The organism is Prodigiosinella aquatilis, from assembly GCA_030388725.1.
Taxonomy (GTDB): domain Bacteria; phylum Pseudomonadota; class Gammaproteobacteria; order Enterobacterales; family Enterobacteriaceae; genus Prodigiosinella; species Prodigiosinella aquatilis.
Genome location: CP128857.1, coordinates 26087 through 46614 on the forward strand (window position 1 = coordinate 26087; position 20528 = coordinate 46614).

At 49.0% G+C, this 20528-nt stretch carries 17 protein-coding genes; 6 read left to right on the forward strand and 11 right to left on the reverse strand.

The window, feature by feature from the left end; translation table 11 throughout:
* The first annotated feature begins 53 nt into the window (after window positions 1–53).
* Together yihI and hemN are read left to right on the forward strand one after the other, a co-directional pair.
* Window positions 54–578, forward strand: a complete 525-nt coding sequence (gene yihI, locus PCO85_00115) for a Der GTPase-activating protein YihI (GenBank protein ID WJV53941.1) — start codon at window positions 54–56, stop codon at window positions 576–578.
* A 181-nt stretch (window positions 579–759) separates the two neighbouring features.
* Window positions 760–2133: an oxygen-independent coproporphyrinogen III oxidase gene (hemN, locus tag PCO85_00120; GenBank protein ID WJV53942.1), complete on the forward strand. Its 1374-nt coding sequence runs from the start codon at window positions 760–762 to the stop codon at window positions 2131–2133.
* 56 nt (window positions 2134–2189) lie between these two features.
* Here hemN and PCO85_00125 read toward each other — a convergent pair whose 3' ends face one another.
* The 4 genes from PCO85_00125 to glnA form a co-directional block, all read right to left on the reverse strand.
* Window positions 2190–2312, reverse strand: coding sequence for a YshB family small membrane protein (locus PCO85_00125; protein ID WJV53943.1), 123 nt, complete (start codon window positions 2310–2312; stop codon window positions 2190–2192).
* Between the two features lie 147 nt (window positions 2313–2459).
* Entirely contained in the window at window positions 2460–3872 is a 1413-nt protein-coding gene (gene glnG, locus PCO85_00130) for a nitrogen regulation protein NR(I) (GenBank protein ID WJV55945.1), read from the reverse strand.
* Between the two features lie 8 nt (window positions 3873–3880).
* Window positions 3881–4930: a nitrogen regulation protein NR(II) gene (gene glnL / locus PCO85_00135; protein WJV53944.1), complete on the reverse strand. Its 1050-nt coding sequence runs from the start codon at window positions 4928–4930 to the stop codon at window positions 3881–3883.
* A 200-nt stretch (window positions 4931–5130) separates the two neighbouring features.
* Window positions 5131–6540, reverse strand: a complete 1410-nt coding sequence (glnA, locus tag PCO85_00140; protein WJV53945.1) for a glutamate--ammonia ligase — start codon at window positions 6538–6540, stop codon at window positions 5131–5133.
* Between the two features lie 372 nt (window positions 6541–6912).
* On the opposite strand from glnA, the gene typA reads away from it, so the two are divergent.
* From typA to fabY, 4 genes are all read left to right on the forward strand, one after another.
* Window positions 6913–8739 carry a ribosome-dependent GTPase TypA gene (gene typA, locus PCO85_00145; GenBank protein ID WJV53946.1) on the forward strand — a complete coding sequence of 609 codons (1827 nt, stop codon included), beginning with the start codon at window positions 6913–6915 and terminating at the stop codon, window positions 8737–8739.
* Window positions 8740–8911: 172 nt separating this feature from the next.
* Window positions 8912–9523, forward strand: coding sequence for a glucose-1-phosphatase (gene yihX, locus PCO85_00150; GenBank protein WJV53947.1), 612 nt, complete (start codon window positions 8912–8914; stop codon window positions 9521–9523).
* Between the two features lie 79 nt (window positions 9524–9602).
* Window positions 9603–10040 carry a D-aminoacyl-tRNA deacylase gene (gene dtd / locus PCO85_00155; GenBank protein WJV53948.1) on the forward strand — a complete coding sequence of 146 codons (438 nt, stop codon included), beginning with the start codon at window positions 9603–9605 and terminating at the stop codon, window positions 10038–10040.
* 39 nt (window positions 10041–10079) lie between these two features.
* Window positions 10080–11021 carry a fatty acid biosynthesis protein FabY gene (gene fabY, locus PCO85_00160; protein WJV53949.1) on the forward strand — a complete coding sequence of 314 codons (942 nt, stop codon included), beginning with the start codon at window positions 10080–10082 and terminating at the stop codon, window positions 11019–11021.
* Between the two features lie 154 nt (window positions 11022–11175).
* On the opposite strand, the gene PCO85_00165 is transcribed toward fabY, so the two are convergent.
* The 7 genes from PCO85_00165 to gmk form a co-directional block, all read right to left on the reverse strand.
* Window positions 11176–12894: an AsmA family protein gene (locus PCO85_00165; protein WJV53950.1), complete on the reverse strand. Its 1719-nt coding sequence runs from the start codon at window positions 12892–12894 to the stop codon at window positions 11176–11178.
* Window positions 12895–13053: 159 nt separating this feature from the next.
* Window positions 13054–14445 (reverse strand): uracil-xanthine permease family protein, encoded by a 1392-nt coding sequence (locus tag PCO85_00170; GenBank protein ID WJV53951.1) that lies wholly within the window; start codon window positions 14443–14445, stop codon window positions 13054–13056.
* A 155-nt stretch (window positions 14446–14600) separates the two neighbouring features.
* Complete coding sequence (gene recG, locus PCO85_00175; protein ID WJV55946.1) at window positions 14601–16682, reverse strand: ATP-dependent DNA helicase RecG; 2082 nt, start codon at window positions 16680–16682, stop codon at window positions 14601–14603.
* A complete protein-coding gene (locus PCO85_00180) occupies window positions 16682–17101 on the reverse strand; it encodes a hypothetical protein (GenBank protein WJV53952.1) in 420 nt (139 codons plus the stop codon). The genes recG and PCO85_00180 overlap by 1 nt, the downstream gene beginning before the upstream one ends.
* Before the next feature lie 6 nt (window positions 17102–17107).
* Complete coding sequence (gene spoT, locus PCO85_00185) at window positions 17108–19210, reverse strand: bifunctional GTP diphosphokinase/guanosine-3',5'-bis pyrophosphate 3'-pyrophosphohydrolase (GenBank protein ID WJV53953.1); 2103 nt, start codon at window positions 19208–19210, stop codon at window positions 17108–17110.
* Between the two features lie 18 nt (window positions 19211–19228).
* Window positions 19229–19504 (reverse strand): DNA-directed RNA polymerase subunit omega, encoded by a 276-nt coding sequence (gene rpoZ / locus PCO85_00190; protein WJV53954.1) that lies wholly within the window; start codon window positions 19502–19504, stop codon window positions 19229–19231.
* A gap of 53 nt (window positions 19505–19557) precedes the next feature.
* On the reverse strand, window positions 19558–20181 hold the full coding sequence (gene gmk, locus PCO85_00195) for a guanylate kinase (GenBank protein ID WJV53955.1): 624 nt from the start codon (window positions 20179–20181) through the stop codon (window positions 19558–19560).
* Between the last annotated feature and the right edge of the window lie 347 nt (window positions 20182–20528).

Below are 20528 nucleotides of genomic sequence, written 5' to 3' on the forward strand. Positions count from 1 at the left end.
ATTCCGCCGCAATCTCCTACATTATATGTATTTCAGAATTTGAGAGCGAAGCTATGAAACAGCCAGTTAAAGGGCCGGGTGATAAATCCACCAAGCCAAAAATAAAGAGAAAAAGTCGTGAAGAATTGAATATCGAAGCCCGCGAACGTAAGCGCCAGAAAAAGCATCGAGGCCATACTTCTGGTAACCGTACTCAGGAAGGTAGTAACGCCAGCAAATCATCTGGTCAGAGTAAGATAGTCGACCCGCGCATTGGCAGCAAAAAACCGGTATCGTTGATTGCCAATACTGCTGCACCAATGAAGGTGATAGCACCAAAAGCTGAAAAGTTAGAGAAGCTTTCTCCCGAAGAAGAATTAGGCATGTTGGAAAATGATTCGCGTCTGGATGATCTGCTGGATCGTTTGGAAAAAGGTGAAACACTCAGCGCGAAAGATCAATCCTGGGTTGATGAGAAACTGGACCGCATCGACATATTGATGGAGCTATTAGGGATTGAATTAGGGAATGACGACGAAGAGGAGCCGGAAGAGGATATGCTTCAGCTACTTAAGCGTAATAACCCGAAAGATAATTAATGATAAAAGGACTATTTCTACTTATAACCTTTCTGGCTACATGTTTTTTGCTGAGTCTGTTAGTTAAACTGTGGTGCCTGTCAAAACGGAAACATCGGCTGCATGCGGCAGTTTTTTCCAAACGGCGGTTAATGCCGCAAAGACAATCGCGCAGTAAACGATACCGAAAGGAGTGAGTAGCATGTTTGAGCAGACGATTGACTGGGATTTGGCCCTGATACAAAAATATAATTATTCTGGGCCACGTTACACCTCATATCCCACGGCGCTGGAATTTAGCGAAAGTTACGATGAATCCGCTTTTCAACGAGCCACTAAGCGTTATCCTCAACGGCCATTGTCACTGTATCTGCACATCCCTTTTTGCCATCGTCTGTGTTATTTCTGCGGTTGCAATAAACTAGTGACTCGCCAGTTGCATAAAGCAGATGAGTATCTGGATGTATTGGAACAAGAAATCCGACATCGTGCGAAGTTGTTTGCTGGTCGTACGGTTACACAGATGCACTGGGGCGGAGGCACACCAACTTATCTGAATAAAAATCAGATTAGCAGGCTGATGGGATTGCTGAGAGAGCAATTTGCATTTTCTGAGCAGGCAGAAATATCGCTGGAAATTGATCCACGTGAAATTGAACTGGATATTCTGGATCATCTGTATAGCGAAGGTTTTAACCGCCTGAGTATGGGCGTTCAGGATTTCAATAAGGATGTTCAGCGGTTGGTGAACCGTGAGCAGGATGAGTCCTTTATTTTTGCCCTAATCAATCGAGCCAAAGCGTTGGGTTTTTCTTCCACCAATATTGATTTGATTTACGGATTACCTAAACAAACTCCGGAAAGTTTTTCTTTTACGTTACAGCGTGTTATCGAACTGAATCCACACCGACTCAGTGTTTTTAATTATGCGCATCTACCGGACTTATTTGCTGCTCAACGTAAAATTAAAGAATCTGATCTTCCCAGTGCTGAGCAGAAGTTGGATATTCTTCAGCAAACCATAGAAACCCTGACCAGCTCAGGCTACCAGTTTATCGGTATGGATCACTTTGCCCGACCAGACGATGAATTAGCGATTGCCCAGCGGGAAGGCGTACTACACCGTAATTTTCAGGGTTATACCACGCAGGGGAATACCGACTTGCTTGGCATGGGCGTTTCGGCTATTAGCATGATTGGCGATAGTTATGCTCAGAACCAGAAAGAGCTGAAGCTTTACTATTCACAAGTGGAACAGACGGGTAATGCGCTGTGGCGTGGTTTGACATTGACTCGAGACGATTGTATCCGTCGTGATGTGATTAAAACGCTGATTTGCAATTTCAAGTTGAGTTACGCAGTCATTGAAGCAGAGTTCGGTATCAATTTTAGTACCTATTTTGCTGACGATTTACGTTTGTTGGCACCCATGGCGGAAGATGGCTTGGTAGAAATCCAAGAACAAGGTATCACTGTTACGGCTAGAGGACGATTGCTGATCCGCAATATCTGTATGTGCTTTGATATTTATCTGCGTAACAAGATGCGAACGCAGCAATTTTCTCGGGTTATTTAAAACAAAAACAGCCTTTAGCGGCTGTTTTTACGTTATATCCTTAACTTACTTGTCTGCTAGCTAAAGAAATTGATCAGTGCGGCACATAAAACAGCAGCAATAGCAGTTTCCGGTGTATTGCCCACCGTACTGCTGATTTCTGCGCCATGTGTCACTATATGAATAAGTGATTCCAGCATGGTTCCCCTCTCCTGTCAGCGACACGATCATACTGCGGGTATGAACCATGTAAAGTACAAATTACCAACAATTTTGTGCGTTGTATTGTACTTTTTATCACCAGTTGAATTGATTCGTTTTGGCACAATAAAACGTGGCAATAATGGTCATTCCATTCCCAACTCTTTGAGTTTCCGGGTGAGAGTGTTTCGACCCCATCCCAACAAACGAGCAGCTTCCTGTTTGTGACCTTGGGTATGACGCAGTGCGGTGGTTAGCAGCGTTCTCTCCATTTCAGGTTGAGCTTCTGCCAACAGGTTTTGATGGCCGGAACGTAATGCCCTGTCAGCCCATTGTGCCAACAACGTGGCCCAACTATCAGGTAACACATGCACAGTGGAATCTGGCGCGGTAGTTTCAAATAGTTCTGGCGGCAGATCCTGAATCAAGACTTCTTGGCCAGCAGCCATAACGGTAAGCCAGCGACAGGTATTCTCCAACTGGCGCACGTTACCCCCCCAGGGTAAGCGGGTCAGCGCTGCTTCTGTTTCCGGATGAAGATTTTTAGGCTCAACACCAAGCTCCTTGGCTGTGGCTTGCAGGAAATAGCGGGCTAGCCGGGGAATATCTTCCCGGCGTTCGCGCAGTGGAGGTAAATGGACACGAATAACATTTAAACGGTGGAATAGATCCTCACGGAACTTGCCTTCCTGTACCCGCAACTCCAGATTTTGGTGGGTGGCGGCAATAATGCGGACATCCACCTTTACAGCGGCGTAACCTCCAACGCGATAGAATTGTCCATCGGCCAGTACGCGCAGTAGACGGGTCTGTACGTCCAGTGGCATGTCACCAATTTCGTCGAGAAACAGTGTCCCACCATCAGCCTGCTCAAAACGACCTTGCCGAATCTGGTTGGCACCAGTAAACGCGCCTTTTTCATGACCAAAAAGCTCAGATTCAATGAGATCTTTAGGGATAGCGGCCATGTTCAGAGCAATAAATGGTGCCTTGGTGCGAGGGCTGTGGCGATGCAGCGCGTGAGCGACCAGTTCTTTACCGGTTCCTGACTCACCATTAATCAGAACGCTGATAGATGATCGGGAAAGGCGGCCAATGATACGAAATACATCCTGCATGGCCGGAGCTTCGCCGATAATATCTGCTGTTGGTCCGCTAATGGGCTGACTACGAACTGGTTGTTGTTGTTCCATGTAGTGGCTGATGGCTCTCTCCACCAGCGCGACAGCTTCATCAATATCAAAAGGTTTGGGTAGATAATCAAACGCACCTTGCTGATAGGCGCTGACTGCCGCATCCAGATCGGAATGTGCAGTCATAATAATGACCGGCAGCATCGGATGGCGTTGCTTTATCTGCTGAAGCAATGCCAGACCATCCATGCCGGGCATGCGGATATCGGAAAGCAGGACATCCGGTGTTTGGGTTGCCAGCGCACTTAAGGCTTGATTCCCATTATCAAAGGTGGCGCATGTTAAACCAGCGCCGGTCAGTGCGCGTTCAAGCACCCAACGGATGGAGCTATCGTCATCGACAATCCAGACTATCCCTCGTTGCATCATGAACCTCACTGGCGAATGGGCAGATAAACCGAAAACTCGGTATGACCTGGCCAACTGTTGAATTCAATTTTACCGGAATGTTGATCGATAAGATTCCGGGCTATCGACAATCCCAGGCCGGTTCCTCCTTCCCGCCCACTAACCATAGGATAGAACAACGTATCCTGTAGTTGAGCCGGAACACCTGGGCCATCATCTTCAATATCAATACGGGCTACCAGACGATAACGCACACCATGTAGCGTCAATTGAAACGCAGTCCGGGTACGGATAGTGATGGTGCCGCCTTCTTCCCCCAGAGCCTGTAGTGCATTGCGGGTAATGTTAAGTAATACCTGCTCAATCTGATCCGGGTCGTGTGTCAGTTCTGGCAGGCTGGGGTCGTAATCCCTGACCAGCGTAACATTGTCTGTTTTTTCCAGAGATACCAGTTGGAATACGCGTTCGGCAACCTGATGAATGCTCTGCGTAACGTGCAAGCCTGGTTGTTGTGGCCCTAATAACCGGTCTACCAGATTACGCAGACGATCTGCTTGCTCAATGATGACTTTGGTATATTCCCTTAACTCAGGATCTGGCAGTGCTTTGGAAAGTAACTGTGCTGCCCCGCGTAACCCACCAAGCGGGTTTTTGATCTCATGTGCCAGGCCTCTCACCAGATCACGAGCTGCTTGTTGCTGGGCGTGTTGTAGTTGCTCCTGGCTTAGACGACGTTGGTTATCCATTGGCGCCATTTCCAACAGGATGAAATTGTTCTGTATCCGTTGGGCCGTGAGCGACATGATATGAGCCTTACCATCTACCACAATGGTAACTTCGTTATCGGTAAAGCCCTGTCCTGAGTCGAGGCTTTCGCGCATCAGGTCGAGATTCAGCGAGAAATAGCCCAGTAGCTCCGGCAGCGGTGTCCCTGACAGCTTTCGGGAACTTTGTGCTAAAAGTTGCTGTGCCGCTGGGTTGGAGTAGTGAATTGCCAGATCTTTATCCAGCAGTAATATGCTGTTAATCAAAGAATTGAGGATCTGCCCAGCATCGGGCAGCGTGCCTGTTGCCATAACGCAGACTCCCGCACTATGTCAGTGCATTATGTTCTGAATGATAGATATTATGTGGCGACAATATGACGCCGGTGGAGAAAAAAACCCATCCGAAGATGGGCTGAAAAGTTTCCACGGCAACAAAAACAAAACATAAAACTTTTGTGTGACGGCAGTTTAAACATCATCGTATCTCTCCTGCCGTCGACGCGTGATTATTAAACGCTGTAGTACAGTTCGAATTCGACCGGATGTGGTGTCATACGAACACGGTCATCCTCTGATTTACGCAATTCAATGTAAGCATCAATTGAGTCTTCAGTGAACACGCCACCCCGGGTCAGGAACTCACGGTCAGCATTCAGCGCATTTAGTGCTTCTTCCAGTGAACCCGCTACAGTTGGGATTTCTTTCGCTTCTTCTGCCGGTAAATCATACAGATTCTTATCCATGGCATCACCAGGATGGATTTTGTTGATGATACCGTCCAGGCCAGCCATCAGCAGAGCTGCGAAGGCCAGATACGGGTTGGCAGCAGGATCCGGGAAACGGACCTCAATACGGCGTGCTTTCGGGCTGGAAACGACTGGAATACGAATCGAAGCAGAGCGGTTACGGGCTGAGTAGGCCAGCATGACTGGTGCTTCATACCCTGGGACCAGACGCTTGTAAGAGTTGGTTGTTGGGTTGGTCAAGGCATTAATGGCTTTCGCGTGTTTAATGATACCACCGATGTAGTACAACGCTGTTTCAGACAGACCGCCGTATTTATCACCAGAGAACAGGTTGGCACCGTCTTTGGACAGAGACATATGGCAATGCATACCCGAGCCGTTGTCACCGAACATTGGTTTTGGCATGAAGGTTGCCGTTTTACCAAACACGTGAGCTACGTTATGTACGACATATTTGTAAATCTGAATTTCGTCAGCTTTTTTGGTCATACTATTGAAGCGGGTGGCTATTTCGTTCTGTCCGGCAGTCGCTACTTCATGGTGATGAGCTTCAACAACCAGGCCCATCTGTTCCATAGTCAGACACATGGTCGAACGGAGATCCTGTGATGAATCTACTGGTGGAACCGGGAAGTAACCACCTTTTACTGACGGACGATGGCCTTTGTTGCCACCTTCATATTGTTTGCTGCTATTCCACGCCGCTTCGATGTCATCGATAGATACGTGTGAACCAGAAATGCTGCTGCCGAAACGGACATCGTCAAACAGGAAAAATTCCGGCTCAGGCCCGAACAGTACGGTATCCGCGATACCAGAAGAGCGCAGGAAATCTTCGGCGCGTTTAGAGATAGAACGCGGGTCACGATCGTAGCCCTGCATTGTGGCTGGTTCCAGAATGTCGCAACGGATGTTCAGTGTGGTTTCTTCGAAGAAAGGATCCAGAACTGCAGTCGTCGGATCGGGCATTAATACCATGTCTGATTCGTTGATACCTTTCCAGCCACCAATCGAAGAACCATCAAACATTTTGCCGTCTTCAAAAAAGTCAGCATTGACTTGATGTGCTGGAATAGTGACGTGCTGTTCCTTACCTTTGGTATCAGTGAAGCGAAGATCAACAAACTTCACTTCATGTTCATTCAGCATCGTCAAAACATTTTCTGCAGACATACTTGGTTCTCCCGATTGTGTCATTTATCGTCGTGGAACGAATATCGTTGTGGAATGATGTTGTTACCGTGAGTAAACTAAAGCTAAAAGTGTGCCAACTTTTTTAATTCGTGCTAAAGGGCATTCCTGCTGGCTTTTTGTGTCATACCCCTTTGCACTATTATAGTGTAATGCACCAAAATGGAGCTTTATTTTAAACTCAATGCTCTATTTTGGTGCGTTACAACTCGTTTGTAGCGTAATTGCACCGTGAAAGTGATCACAAACCCGGCAACGGCAGGTTGTTTAGGGTAGATGTTTGTGATCCTGTTTAGTCCCTCGATTAATACGTGTACAATAGCGCGCTATTTCTAAAATGCCTGAGGCAAAGCTGTGATCGAAAATTTGCGTAACATCGCTATTATTGCGCACGTTGACCATGGGAAAACCACCCTGGTCGATAAGTTGCTGCAACAGTCCGGTACGTTGGGTGATGATCGTAATGATCCTACCGAACGTGTCATGGACTCCAATGATTTGGAAAAAGAGCGCGGAATTACTATCCTCGCTAAAAATACCGCCATCAACTGGAATAACTACCGTATTAATATTGTGGATACGCCAGGTCACGCCGATTTCGGCGGTGAAGTTGAGCGCGTGATGTCCATGGTTGACTCGGTTCTGCTGCTGGTGGACGCGATGGACGGCCCGATGCCGCAGACGCGTTTCGTGACTCAGAAAGCTTTTGCCTATGGCCTGAAACCCATTGTGGTGATCAACAAAGTTGACCGCCCGGGCGCGCGTCCAGATTGGGTTGTCGATCAGGTTTTTGACCTGTTTGTTAACCTTGGCGCGACTGATGAGCAACTGGATTTCCCGATTGTTTATACATCCGCACTGAACGGTGTTTCGGGTCTGGATCATAATGATATGGCGGACGACATGACTCCGCTGTTTGAGGCCATCGTAAAATACGTTGAAGCACCCAAAGTCGACCTCAACGGCCCGTTCCAGATGCAGATATCCCAGTTAGATTACAACAACTATGTTGGTGTTATCGGTATCGGTCGTATCTCGCGTGGTGTGGTGAAACCAAACCAGCAGGTCAGTATTGTCGACAGCCAGGGCAAAGTACGTAACGGTAAAGTGGGCCAGGTACTTGGTCATATGGGCCTGCTACGTATTGAAAGTAAGCTGGCAGAAGCGGGCGACATTGTGGCGGTTACCGGCCTGGGTGAATTGAATATTTCCGACACCATCTGCGATACTTCTACTGTTGAAGCGTTGCCACCGTTAACGGTAGACGAACCGACAGTAACCATGTTCTTCTGCGTCAATACTTCACCGTTCTGCGGTAAAGAAGGTAAGTTTGTGACTTCACGTCAGATTCTGGACCGTCTTCGCAAAGAGCTGGTGCATAACGTAGCACTGCGCGTGGAAGAAACAGAAGATCCAGATGCATTCCGTGTTTCAGGCCGTGGTGAACTGCATCTGTCTGTATTGATTGAAAATATGCGTCGCGAAGGTTTTGAACTGGCGGTATCCCGTCCGAAAGTTATCTTCCGTACTATTGATGGTCGTCGTCAGGAACCATTTGAGCAAGTGACGTTGGACATCGAAGAGCAGAATCAGGGCTCCGTGATGGAAGCCATGGGTATACGTAAAGGTGACATGCGAGACATGATCCCTGATGGTAAAGGCCGTGTGCGTCTGGACTACGTGATTCCAAGCCGTGGATTGATCGGTTTCCGTACCGACTTTATGACCATGACGTCGGGTACGGGTCTACTGTATTCCACCTTTAGCCATTATGATGATGTGCGTCCGGGGGAAATTGGCCAGCGTCAGAATGGCGTATTGATCTCCAATGGACAGGGTAAAGCCGTTGCTTATGCGCTGTACAGCTTGCAGGATCGCGGTAAATTGTTCCTGGGCCATGGTGCTGAAGTGTATGAAGGCCAGATTATCGGTATTCACACCCGCTCTAACGACCTGACAGTGAACTGTCTGACGGGTAAGAAGCTGACCAACATGCGTGCTTCCGGTACTGATGAAGCCACGACACTGGTACCGGCGATTAAAATGTCTCTGGAGCAGGCGCTTGAATTTATTGATGATGACGAACTGGTGGAAGTGACTCCGCACTCCATCCGTCTTCGCAAACGTCATTTGACGGAAAACGATCGCCGTCGCGCTAATCGCACCACAAAAGAAGATTAATCATCTTATTTTGCTTCGCCAGAAGGCCCCATTTCGGGGCCTTTTTTCTTTATTAGGTTAGTTCTCTGCATGTTGCACCATTTTCAATCTCATTATTATCCTGATCATCTATGCTGTTCAGTTCTGATTTTTCCCATTACAGTGAGAATCTATGGTTAAATCGGGAGGAAACATGCTGTATATATTTGATTTGGGCAACGTCATCATCGATATTGATTTTAATCGGGTTTTCGGTGAGTGGAGCCATCTTGGTAACGTACCGCTGGCAATGTTACGCGAACGTTTCGTTATGGGGGACACCTTTGAGCAGCATGAGCGTGGCGAGATCAGTGATGAGGAATTCGCATCCCGCTTGTGTCATGAAATGGGTATGAGCCTTAGCTTTGAGCAGTTCTCGACGGGGTGGCAAGCGATATTTGTTTCTCTGCGAGCTGAAGTATTGGAGATTATGCAGCGTTTGCGTCAGGAAGGGCACCGGGTGGTCATCCTTTCCAATACCAACCGCTTACATTGTGATTTCTGGCCAACTCAATATCCGCAAATACAGCAAGCCGTAGATCATCTGTACCTTTCTCAGGAAATCGGATTTCGCAAACCAGAAGCGGATATATACCACCATGTACTGCGCCAGGAAGCTGTCACGGCGGATAATGCCATTTTCTTTGATGATAATATTGCTAATGTGGCGGCGGCTTCTGAACTTGGCATTCAGTCGATACTGGTGAGTGACCGAAAGGTAATCCCCTATTTTTTTGCCCAAAAACATAACGTTTTTAGTAAATAACTCATATTGTTGATTCTGCTGCCTGCGCGGAGGTATGCGCTGCCGTTCAGGTGTTTTAAACAGGAGTTGCAACGTTTCTATGATCGCGTTAATTCAGCGGGTATCTGGTGCCAGTGTTACGGTTGATGAATCGGTGGTTGGTGAAATTGATTCGGGATTGTTGGTGTTACTGGCTGTTGAACAAGGGGATGATGAAAAAAAGGCGGCCCGACTTTGTGAGCGAGTTGCTGGTTATCGCATTTTCAGCGATAAAAATGACAAGATGAACCTGAATGTTCAACAGGCTGGCGGTAGTTTGCTGGTAGTTTCTCAATTTACGTTGGCAGCGGATACACAAAAGGGGATGCGCCCCAGTTTCTCCCGTGGGGCATCGCCGGATGAGGCGAACCGCCTGTATCAGTATTTTATCGGGCAATGCCGTGGGCGTGGTATTGCTACCGAAACTGGACGTTTTGCTGCAGATATGAAAGTCGCGCTGGTGAATGATGGACCAGTAACCTTCTGGTTACAGGTTTAGGCCAGATATAGAAATTCTTTGTTTAGCGAGGCTGTGTTTATGTATCACCTGAGAGTGCCTGAAAGCGCCGAAAATCTTGATGCCTACTATCAATTTCGCTGGGAAATGCTGCGTAAACCGTTGCATCAGCCACTGGGCTCTGAGCGTGATGCTTATGACGCGCTAGCGCATCATCAGACGATTGTTGATGAGCAAGGGCAACTGGTAGCGGTGGGACGACTGTCTATTAATGCTGACAATGAGGCTTCCATCCGTTTTCTGGCTGTTCATCCAGGGGTACGCCGTAAAGGTCTGGGGACGTTGATGGCAATGGCGCTGGAGTCGGTGGCGCGTCAGGAAGGGGTTAAGCGTGTCGTGTGTAGCGCTCGTGAAGATGCTGTGGATTTTTTTGCCAAACTGGGATTCATCAATCAGGGCGAAATTACGACACCATTGACTACACCAGTGCGCCACTTTCTGATGATTAAACCGGTGGAGACGCTGGATGATATTTTGCACCGTCCCGATTGGTGTGGTCAGTTGCAGCAGGCCTGGTATGAACATATTCCGTTAAGTGAAAAAATGGGTGTGCGCATCAGTCAGTATACCGGGCAGAAATTTATTACCACCATGCCGGAGGTTGGTAATCAGAATCCGCATCAAACACTATTTGCTGGCAGTATGTTTTCACTGGCAACCCTGACAGGGTGGGGATTGATCTGGCTGTTACTACGTGAGAGACAATTGGGGGGGACCATTATTTTGGCAGACGCGCATATCCGTTATAGTACCCCGGTAACTGGCAGGCCAAGTGCTGTTGCTGATCTGGGTTCACTGAGTGGCAATTTGGATCGACTGGCCAGAGGGCGCAAGGCACGAGTACAGCTGGATGTTGAACTATTTGGAAACGAGAACAAAGGTGCTTTGTTCCAAGGGGTTTACATCGTGTTACCCGCGATGCCGGATGAGCCGCTGGAGGAAGGGGGCTCAGCCATTCGTTAAAGTAAATGCTCAACCTTTAACTACCCGATGATTATTTTCACAATAAAATAAATTTAATCAATGTGTTATAACCAAGTGAATCCCCCCCACGATTACCGGAATCCACTTGGCAGTGAAAATCAACCAACCCAGCGTCACTCTATTGGTGATAGCTTTATTGTTGGTTATTGTTTTGTTCTGTCGGTGTGTTTTCTAAAACTGTACCTTGATGCATTTCCTGTCGAATCGGAAGTCCTTTTCCATCCATTCCTTGTAACATGCCATTTAGTGTAGGTTTCAATGGCATGCTGGCGTCCAGTTTGCCCGTCAGGTGCAACTGAAAATTGCTATTACCTGCCGGTAGCGCAGGCGGTGTTGTCCATCCCCAATGGGAGAGAATGCCAAAATTAACGGCCTTGCCATTTAACTCCAGCGTAAAATTCCGGGTCGGTTGCTGATTGATAATACCTTTGGCTTCCAGCAGTCCGGTCTGGGTAAACGCGCTCAAATCAGTGAGTGTGATTTGGTTATTATTGGCATTCAGTACCAACGACGGGTGGCGGACATCTATCTTGTTGAATGTGGCATCACTGGCGTTAAGGTTCAGTGAGCCACCCCATATTCCCAATTGATGATCGCGCGCCAGCAGCAGGTTGTTACCAAAGCCATCCAGTGCGGTAAGCTGAAATGGGAAATCCGGGTTGATATCAATTAGTAAGTTACGGTTGGCTGAAAACTTTTTAATAAACACTTCCGACAACCAGGAAGGTAATGCCTGCTGCCAGCGCTGGCGCCAATCGCCAGGCAAGGTATATTCCATACCCGCTACAATAAATTCATTTAAATCCAACCGGTGGTTACTACGTTGCCAGGTGCCGTCAGTACGTAATAGCCCACCTTCCCAGCGAGTAGAAAATTGCTTGATTGCCAGCCCTTGAGGGGATAGATCCAGGCTGACAATGGGGTCGACCAAATGCATTTGGCCATTGATGATGTCAGTGGCGTTGAACGACAGCGAACCGTCCTCACTCTGCCAGTCGTTCTGTTTGAATGTTACATTCTGCAAGGTGACATCCAAATCGTTAAAGGCCCAGTTTTTCCCTTCCATACGGGCGCCAATGAGATCAAAACGGTTAACTGTCAGTGCTGGAAGTTGAGTCAGGGGCTGCCAGAAATCAGTCAGTGTCTGGTTAGTTTGCAAACGCACATTGCTAAGTCGCAAATTGTTGATCTGCCAGCTGCCATCTTCGGTACGAATAGCGTTGCCAGTGAGTTCACCTCGGGCGACATTCGCACCAAAGTTGTTCAGTGCCAACTGATTGCCATTGATTTCTCCCTGCACCAGTACCTGACTGGCCGGAATGTTGTTCAGTATCAAAGAGCGGGCACTGAGCTGAAAGTTGGCTTTTTTACCCAGCAAGTAACCGGCTTCCGGTTTCCACGGCATAATACCGCCGTTTATCTGCTGTCCATTCAATTGCCAGTTGCTATCCTGCGCATGTAGTGCCATATCGGTTAGTTGCAGCGTATCGGCATCGATTGGTAGTGTGATGTTGGTCTGATCCAGATTGAGGGTTCCGCCTTTCAGTTGCAGGCTGGTAATGTGACTGGGGTCAGTAATCTGGCGGATGCTTAGTCCGATGGAGATCTGTTTTGCGACTATTGTAGCTGGCTGATTTTTATGACCAAAAATCACATCCTGCAACAGAATATGGCTGGGAGAAGACCAATTATGATCGATTTTGCCTAATGATAATTGGTACTCGGTGTGCTGATTCACCCACTTGGTGACCCAGTTTGCTCCCCATGCGGTTTGCATTAATACGTAAAACACCACCAGTAACAACAAGGCCAATAACAGCAGAGTGAGAAATAATTTCCCGATAAATTTCATTGCGTAAGTCCATGCCAGTCGTCAGGTATATATATGCTTTATGCCGTAATTACCCGGTAGGCTCAATAGATAATCATCTTACAGACAATAAATAGGGGCCGATGTTGCATCATCGACCCCTATTATAATGTTAGATGAAAAATTTCTGGAAGCTGGCGCTTATTCTTTCTCGTGCGGGAACACCAGATTCAGCGCGATGGCGGTGATTCCCCCAGCGGCGATACCCGAAGAGAGTAGGGTTTTCAGCCAGTCTGGTGCAAATTGTAAAATCAATGGTTGCTGAGATACGCCGAGACCGACTGCCAGCGACAGTGCAATAATCATAATGGCGCGACGGTTCAGTGGTTCACGAGAGACAATGCGTACCCCAGAAGCGGCGATAGTACCAAACATGACAATGGTTGCTCCGCCAAGTACTGGCTCTGGAATATGCTGCACAAAGCCGCTCACCGCCGGAAACAGTCCCAAGACGATCAACATCAGTGCAACAACAAAACCGACATAGCGACTGGCGACACCGGTGAGCTGGATAACCCCGTTATTTTGCCCGAAACAGGAGTTGGGAAAGGTGTTGAATACGGCGGAAAGCATGGAGTTCAGTCCATTGGCTAATACGCCGCCTTTCAGACGCTTCATATACAGCGGGCCGCTTACCGGTTGTTCTGATACGTCGGAGGTGGCGGTAATATCGCCGATGGTTTCCAGTGATGTCACCATGAATATCAGCATCAGTGGAATCAACAGGTTCCAGTCGAAACCCAGGCCGTAATAGAGTGGCGTTGGCACCATAATGAGTGTGCTCTGGCCAGCGGGTGCGGCGGCAGGCAACATCCCCATCAGCCAGGCCACGATATAGCCTACAGCCATCGCAATAACCAGCGATGCAACACGCAGATATGGGTTGCGCTGGCGATTAAGCAGAATGATTACTAGTAGCACAATGGCCGCCAGTAACAGATTTTTGGGAGCACCAAATGTGTGATTGCTCATGGCGGCAAAGCCACCCCCGATGGACGTCAGGCCGACCTGAATCAGAGACAGACCGATAATCATTACTACAATACCGGAAACCAACGGGGTAATGATGCGGCGTGCCAGATGCAGTACGCGGGAAAGCAGAATTTCGGTGCAAGATGCCACCATCAGTGTGCCGAACAGGGCTGCCATCATGGTGGGCACATCCGCTCCGCCATTTTTCAGCGCCATTCCCCCCATAATCAGCGGGGTAACAAAGTTAAAGCTGGTGCCCTGGATTGATAGCAGGCCAGAACCTACCGGTCCCCAGGTTTTGATTTGTAAAATGGAGGCCAGACCGGAAGCGAACAACGACATACTGATAATGTGCTGGGTATCCTGTGCGGGTAAACCAAGTGCCTGACAAATCAGCAATGCAGGTGTAATCACGGCTACAAACATCGCCAGCAGATGCTGGCAGGCAGCAAATAAGGTTTGCGGCAAAGGAGGCCGGTCATCCAGACGGTAAATCAGTTCACTGTGCTGGGTTGCGGCGGTTGATTCTGCCTGAAGATGCTCGGTGGTGGTGGTACTCATGGCGGCTGGCACTCCTGAACGACAAAAAGCGCATTTTAATGATCTGCTTCACAAAAGCAATCGTTTGCGGAACGGTGTTTCTATCTTGAAAGGAAGGGCGTCAACAATTTCATTATAATTAATAGGGATAGCGATGGCCGTTAACGAGAACGTGTTTACGCGTTGGTATAACGCGTTCGTTCTGGCAGCCAGCGTTCGACTAGCGCTTTGGCGTGTTCTGGATAGTTTTCGTGGATATGTCGTGCAGTCCGTTGTACCTGAGGGATCAATGCCTGGTCGCGCAGTAAATCAGCTACTTTGAATTCGGTGTTACCGGTTTGCCGGGTACCTAGCAGCTCGCCAGGGCCACGGATTTCCAAATCCCGTTGTGCAATCACAAAACCATCGTTGCTGTCGCGTAGTACCTGTAAGCGCTTTTGGGCTGTTTTGCTCAGCGGTGATTTATAAAGCAGGACGCAATGAGACGCGATGGCCCCACGACCTACACGTCCCCGCAACTGATGAAGCTGTGCCAGTCCCAGTCGTTCCGGGTTTTCGATAATCATCAGGCTGGCATTGGGAACATCGACCCCTACTTCGATTACTGTCGTGGCCACCAACAGTTGGATGTTGCCTTGCTTAAAACCCGCCATGACATCCTGTTTTTCCTGTGCCTTCATTCGGCCATGCACGAGTCCGATAGTCAGTCCAGGAAGCGCTTCCCGTAGCCCCTGGCAGGTGGCTTCTGCTGCTTGTGCTTCCAGCAGTTCGGATTCTTCAATCAACGTACAAACCCAATAGGCCTGGCGACCTTCCTGCTGGCAGGCATGTTCAACTCGTCGAACAATGTCACTGCGTCGGGAATCAGGAATTGCCACGGTGGTCACTGGTGTCCGGCCGGGAGGTAGCTCATCAATGATCGACGTATCCAGATCAGCGTAAGCTGTCATTGCCAGCGTGCGCGGAATGGGTGTAGCGGTCATGATGAGTTGATGAGGATGGAATCCTTGCTCTTCACCTTTCTCCCACAATGCCAGCCGCTGATGCACGCCGAAACGGTGCTGTTCATCAATAATTACCAGTGCCAGTCCGTTAAACTGCACCTGTTGCTGGAAGATCGCGTGCGTTCCCACCACCATGGAAACCTGACCGCTGGCAATGGCATCCTGTTGGTTTTGCCGGGCTTTGCCTTTCTGTTTACCCGCCAGCCAACCTACCTCAATACCCAATGGTGCAAACCAGTGGCGGAAATTATTGGCATGCTGTTCTGCCAGAAGTTCGGTCGGGGCCATCAGCGCCACCTGCTTACCGTGGGTAATCGCTCTTAGCGCTGCGAGGGCCGCGACCAGGGTTTTGCCAGAACCAACGTCCCCCTGAACCAGTCTCATCATCGGGAATGGCCGGCTCATATCGTTTTCTATTTCTGCCACCACCCGTTCCTGTGCCTGAGTGGGTGTGAATGGCAAGGCGGCTAACAGACGCAGCTTGAGGCTGTTATCGGGCGGTAGTGGTAATGCCTGGTGGCGTTGCGCACCTGCGCGTACCGCCAGCATACTCAGATTGTGGGCCAGCAGTTCTTCCATTATTAATCGCTGCTGAGCCGGATGCTTGCCTTGCTCCAGTTCGCTTAATTGCATGTCTGGCGGTGGTCGGTGCAATATGCGCAGTGCGTCGGGTAAGCCGATAAGCGTGTGACTGAGCTCCTGCGGCAGTAGCTCATCAATCGGGTTGGTATCCAGCAGTGAGAGTGCCTGGTCTGTCAGTTTGCGCAGCGTGGCCTGACGAATACCGTCGGTGGTGGGATACACCGGCGTCAAGGTTTCCTGCAATTCTACCGGTGTGTTATCACCCTGAACCCGGTATTCGGGGTGAATGATTTCGGCACCCAGTTTACCGCGTCGAATTTCACCATAAGCCAGCACCCGTTGTCCTGGTGACAGGCTATTTTTCATTGCCGCATTGAAATTGAAAAAACGCAATGTCAGCATGCCACTGCCATCGCTGATCTGGCAGGTCAGCATTCGGCGGCGACCAAAAGTCACATCACAACGTAATATTTCACCCTCTACTGTGGCATAAATACCCGGCAGCAGGTCATTGATGAGATAAAGATGAGTGTGGTCTTCATAGCGTAACGGTAAGTGAAGTAACAGATCTTCTACTGTTTCCAGGCCGATACGGGCAAGTTTCGCTGCCTGGGTTGCTCCTACGCCGGCAAGGGTGCTCAGCGGTTGGGCGTTCAGCAGGCGGCCGTGCATCATTGCCTCGTCGATTGCATGGCTGACCAAGGCGAGTCGGCAATGACCTGACCGTGATGGCCAATATATGGTCGAGGAAATCCTTTGCGTTTCGCCACGCAGGCTAAAGCCGGATAATCGCCTTCAAATAACAGTCGTTGTTGCTCTTTTTCAGCCCGTGCGGAAGATATGCTGGTCTTTCTCTGGCTTAACAAGATGCACGTTGGGCAGGTGTAATCGACATAACGAAAGTCTATTGTTTTGGCAGAAATGCGGTTGGTCGGCCATGCCGTATGCATTAGGTGTACGCCAACAGCATCAGCGACACGGATAAAGGCTGAAACATTATGTGGTCTATGCACCGGCTCCATATATACCATCAGATCAGGCTGGTGGTGGTTGGACATTTCTCGGATGCGCGCATAACGTTCTGAGGTCATAACAGGTTAATTTCGGTTACGGTTAACTTTAATTACATCAGGCATCACGCGGATTTTACGCATGATGTTCGCAAGATGAATACGGTCGCGCGCTGTGAGACGGATAAAGGCGCTATATACCCGGCCATCTCGTTCTTCTGTATTAATACTCTGGATGTTGGAATTTTCGGCGTTGATAGCTGCTGTCAGGTTGGCCAGCGCACCCTGATGGTTGAACATGTCCACCTTGATTTCCGTCATGAATTCCTGCTCGGTCACTTTGTCCCATTCTACGGCCATAAATTTCTCGGGTTCTTTCTGATAACCACGAATATTACGGCAGGATTCATGGTGAATGACCAATCCTTTTCCTGGGCTGACATGAGCAATGATCGGATCCCCCGGAATCGGACGACAGCACTTGGCGAACGTCACCAGTACACCATCCGCACCCTTAATTGGCAGTTTGCGGATCCCAGCATCGTTCAGTTCCGAATGCTCTTCCAACAGGTTCTTCGCCACTACGACACTCATGGCGTTACCCAGTCCGATCTCTGCCAGCAGATCGTCAAGTGAAGGCAACTTCATTCTTTCCAGTTCACGCTGGATATTCGTTTCCGGAACATCGGAAAGCTTGCGCCCATTGCCTAACGCGTGACTTAGCAGACGACGCCCCAGACTGACTGAATCATCACGCTTAAGGTTTTTGAGCATCTGACGGATTTTAGCCCGTGCTTTGGAACTGACGACAAAATTCAGCCAGGCCGCATTTGGTCTCGCGCCTGGAGCGGTAATGATTTCGACGGTTTGCCCGCTGGCCAGTGCCTGTGACAACGGGTAGGGTTGACGATCGACTCGGGCACCCACGCAGGCATGACCGATATCGGTATGCACGACATAAGCGAAATCTACCGGAGTAGCACCTGCGGGTAATTCAACAATACGGCCTTCGGGTGTGAATACGTAAATTTCATCTGGAAATAAATCGGATTTCACACTTTCAATAAATTCAAACGAGCTACCTGCGCTTTGCTGTAGTTCCAGCAGGCTCTGCATCCAACGTTGGGCGCGAACCTGTGCCGTGGTACTGCTGCTTTCACCTTCTTTATAGGCCCAGTGTGCTGCGACACCCATTTCTGCCATCTGGTCCATATCCTCGGTGCGGATTTGTACCTCGACGGGGACGCCATGCGGCCCGATCAATGATGTATGTAGTGACTGATAGCCGTTGGCTTTGGGAATGGCAATATAGTCTTTCACCCGGCCAGGTCGGGGTTTGTATAGGCTATGCACCTGACCCAATACGCGATAACAGGTATCGACTTCTTTTACGATTACCCGAAAGGCGTAAATATCCATAATTGAATGGAAGCGCTGTTCTTTCAGATGCATCTTGCAGTAGATAGAATAAAGGTGTTTTTCCCGCCCACTGACGCGGCAGGTGATACCCGCTTCTGTCAGGCGTCCTTCAATCTCAGCAAGAATTTTCTGGATCATCTCCTTACGGTTACCACGGGCGGCCTTGACGACCTCTTTAATCACGCGGTAACGATTAGGATAAAGCGCTTCGAATCCCAGCTCTTCCAGTTCGATTTTCAGGTGGTGAATACCGAGGCGGTGGGCCAGTGGGCTATAGATTTCCAGCGTTTCACGGGCAATACGGCGACGTTTGTCGGGACGTAGGGCGCCCAGCGTGCGCATATTGTGGGTTCGGTCAGCCAGTTTGATCAAAATGACGCGGATATCCTGCACCATCGCCATGATCATTTTGCGGAAGTTTTCTGCCTGAGCTTCTTTCTTGTCGCGGAATTTCAGCTTGTCGAGCTTGGAGACGCCCTCCACCAGTTCAGCAACACTCTTGCCAAAGAGCTGTTCCATGTCCTGATAAGTGGCGGGGGTGTCTTCAATTACATCGTGCAACAGCGCTGCCATCAATGTTTCGTAATCGAGACGCATCTCAGCAAGAATACAAGCAACCGCGACAGGGTGGGTGATGTAGGGCTCACCGCTGGAGCGAGTCTGTCCCTCGTGAGCATCACGAGCAACAAGATAAGCCTGCTGGAGACGTTTTATCTGCTCTTGTGGCAGATAACGCTGAATCAGCAGATTAAGGCTTTCAAACAGATACAAGGGCGACTCGTTCTGTAATTAACGACGACCTTCAGCAATTGCGGTAACCGCCTGAATTTCTGCGGCCTCATGCTCTTGCTGTTCCTGACGTTCACGGGTATCCAGAATCTGAGCGGTGATCAATCCTTCTTCGATTTCGCGCAGTGAGATAACCGTGTATTTGTCGTTTTCTTCTGGTACCAGCGGATCTTTGCCACCGATCTGAAGCTGACGGGCGCGACGAGCAGCGACCAACACCAGGTCAAAACGGTTACCAATTTTCTCTACAGCGTCTTGAACAGTTACGCGTGCCATAATGTGCTACTCCACAGGAAATAAAATGACTGGGCATCATACTGAAAGTGTCGTCAGTCTGCCAATAGTTTGGTGATTAAAGCGCCATGCCGTACTTTCTGCCGACTCAAATGCAAGCGTTCGGCGCGAATAATGGTCTTCAAATCCATCAGGGCCAGATTGAAATCATCATTCACAATTAAATAATCGTATTCGGCGTAATGGTTCATTTCCGCAACCGCTTGAGCCATGCGGCGGGCAATGACGTCTTCGCTGTCTTGACCGCGGCCACGTAAGCGGCGTTCCAATTCTTCTTTGGACGGAGGAAGAATAAAGATGCTACGGGCCATCGGCATCCTGGTGCGGATTTGCTGTGCACCTTGCCAGTCTATATCGAGAAAAATATCGACGCCGGTTGACAGAATTTGTTCAATAGTAATGCGAGATGTACCGTAATAGTTGCCGAAAACTTCAGCGTACTCCAGAAAATCATTATTCTCGATCATCCGTTTGAACTCATCGGTCGAAACGAAGAAATAATGTTCACCGTTATTCTCACCTGGCCGTTTCGCCCGGGTCGTATGCGAAATCGATACCTGTGTGTCATACAGCGGCTGTGTTTTTAATAATGCCTGGATCAAACTGGATTTCCCGGCCCCACTGGGTGCGGAAACAATATATAACGTGCCTTGGACCATAGTGAATGTTTCTATTACGGTTACGGTGGTTGAGATAATCGATGCAGCAAAACGACTGTATCGCCTCTATTTCCAAATAGCAGTGGTAGTTGTGCCAGTGTCTGATGGAAAGACTCTTAATCGTATTATACACATCGTGCTGCCGTCAGTCGCGTTATGTAACCATTCCTGCTGTATGTCTGTAGCTTCTGTCACCAGAAACCCCAGCCACCAAGCCTTGTCTTGGTTTGCTGCGTACTTTTTCCCAATCTTTTTTTCTGTTTCATAAATCCGTTGTCTACTTTGCGAACCCTTTTGCATTTTACTTATGGTCCGCTCGTTCCTTTTTACAGATTGCGTTTTACTGC

Excerpts from the sequence above, each read along its gene's own strand:
- rpoZ (WJV53954.1), bottom strand. The coding sequence starts at position 19,504 with ATGGCACGCGTAACTGTTCAAGACGCTGTAGAGAAAATTGGTAACCGT.
- hemN (WJV53942.1), top strand. The coding sequence starts at position 760 with ATGTTTGAGCAGACGATTGACTGGGATTTGGCCCTGATACAAAAATAT.
- PCO85_00180 (WJV53952.1), bottom strand. The coding sequence starts at position 17,101 with ATGACCTCAGAACGTTATGCGCGCATCCGAGAAATGTCCAACCACCAC.
- gmk (WJV53955.1), bottom strand. The coding sequence starts at position 20,181 with ATGGTCCAAGGCACGTTATATATTGTTTCCGCACCCAGTGGGGCCGGG.
- recG (WJV55946.1), bottom strand. The coding sequence starts at position 16,682 with ATGCACGGCCGCCTGCTGAACGCCCAACCGCTGAGCACCCTTGCCGGC.
- PCO85_00165 (WJV53950.1), bottom strand. The coding sequence starts at position 12,894 with ATGAAATTTATCGGGAAATTATTTCTCACTCTGCTGTTATTGGCCTTG.
- fabY (WJV53949.1), top strand. The coding sequence starts at position 10,080 with ATGTATCACCTGAGAGTGCCTGAAAGCGCCGAAAATCTTGATGCCTAC.
- yihX (WJV53947.1), top strand. The coding sequence starts at position 8,912 with ATGCTGTATATATTTGATTTGGGCAACGTCATCATCGATATTGATTTT.
- PCO85_00170 (WJV53951.1), bottom strand. The coding sequence starts at position 14,445 with ATGAGTACCACCACCACCGAGCATCTTCAGGCAGAATCAACCGCCGCA.
- glnG (WJV55945.1), bottom strand. The coding sequence starts at position 3,872 with ATGCAACGAGGGATAGTCTGGATTGTCGATGACGATAGCTCCATCCGT.
- glnL (WJV53944.1), bottom strand. The coding sequence starts at position 4,930 with ATGGCAACAGGCACGCTGCCCGATGCTGGGCAGATCCTCAATTCTTTG.
- dtd (WJV53948.1), top strand. The coding sequence starts at position 9,603 with ATGATCGCGTTAATTCAGCGGGTATCTGGTGCCAGTGTTACGGTTGAT.
- PCO85_00125 (WJV53943.1), bottom strand. The coding sequence starts at position 2,312 with ATGCTGGAATCACTTATTCATATAGTGACACATGGCGCAGAAATCAGC.
- yihI (WJV53941.1), top strand. The coding sequence starts at position 54 with ATGAAACAGCCAGTTAAAGGGCCGGGTGATAAATCCACCAAGCCAAAA.
- glnA (WJV53945.1), bottom strand. The coding sequence starts at position 6,540 with ATGTCTGCAGAAAATGTTTTGACGATGCTGAATGAACATGAAGTGAAG.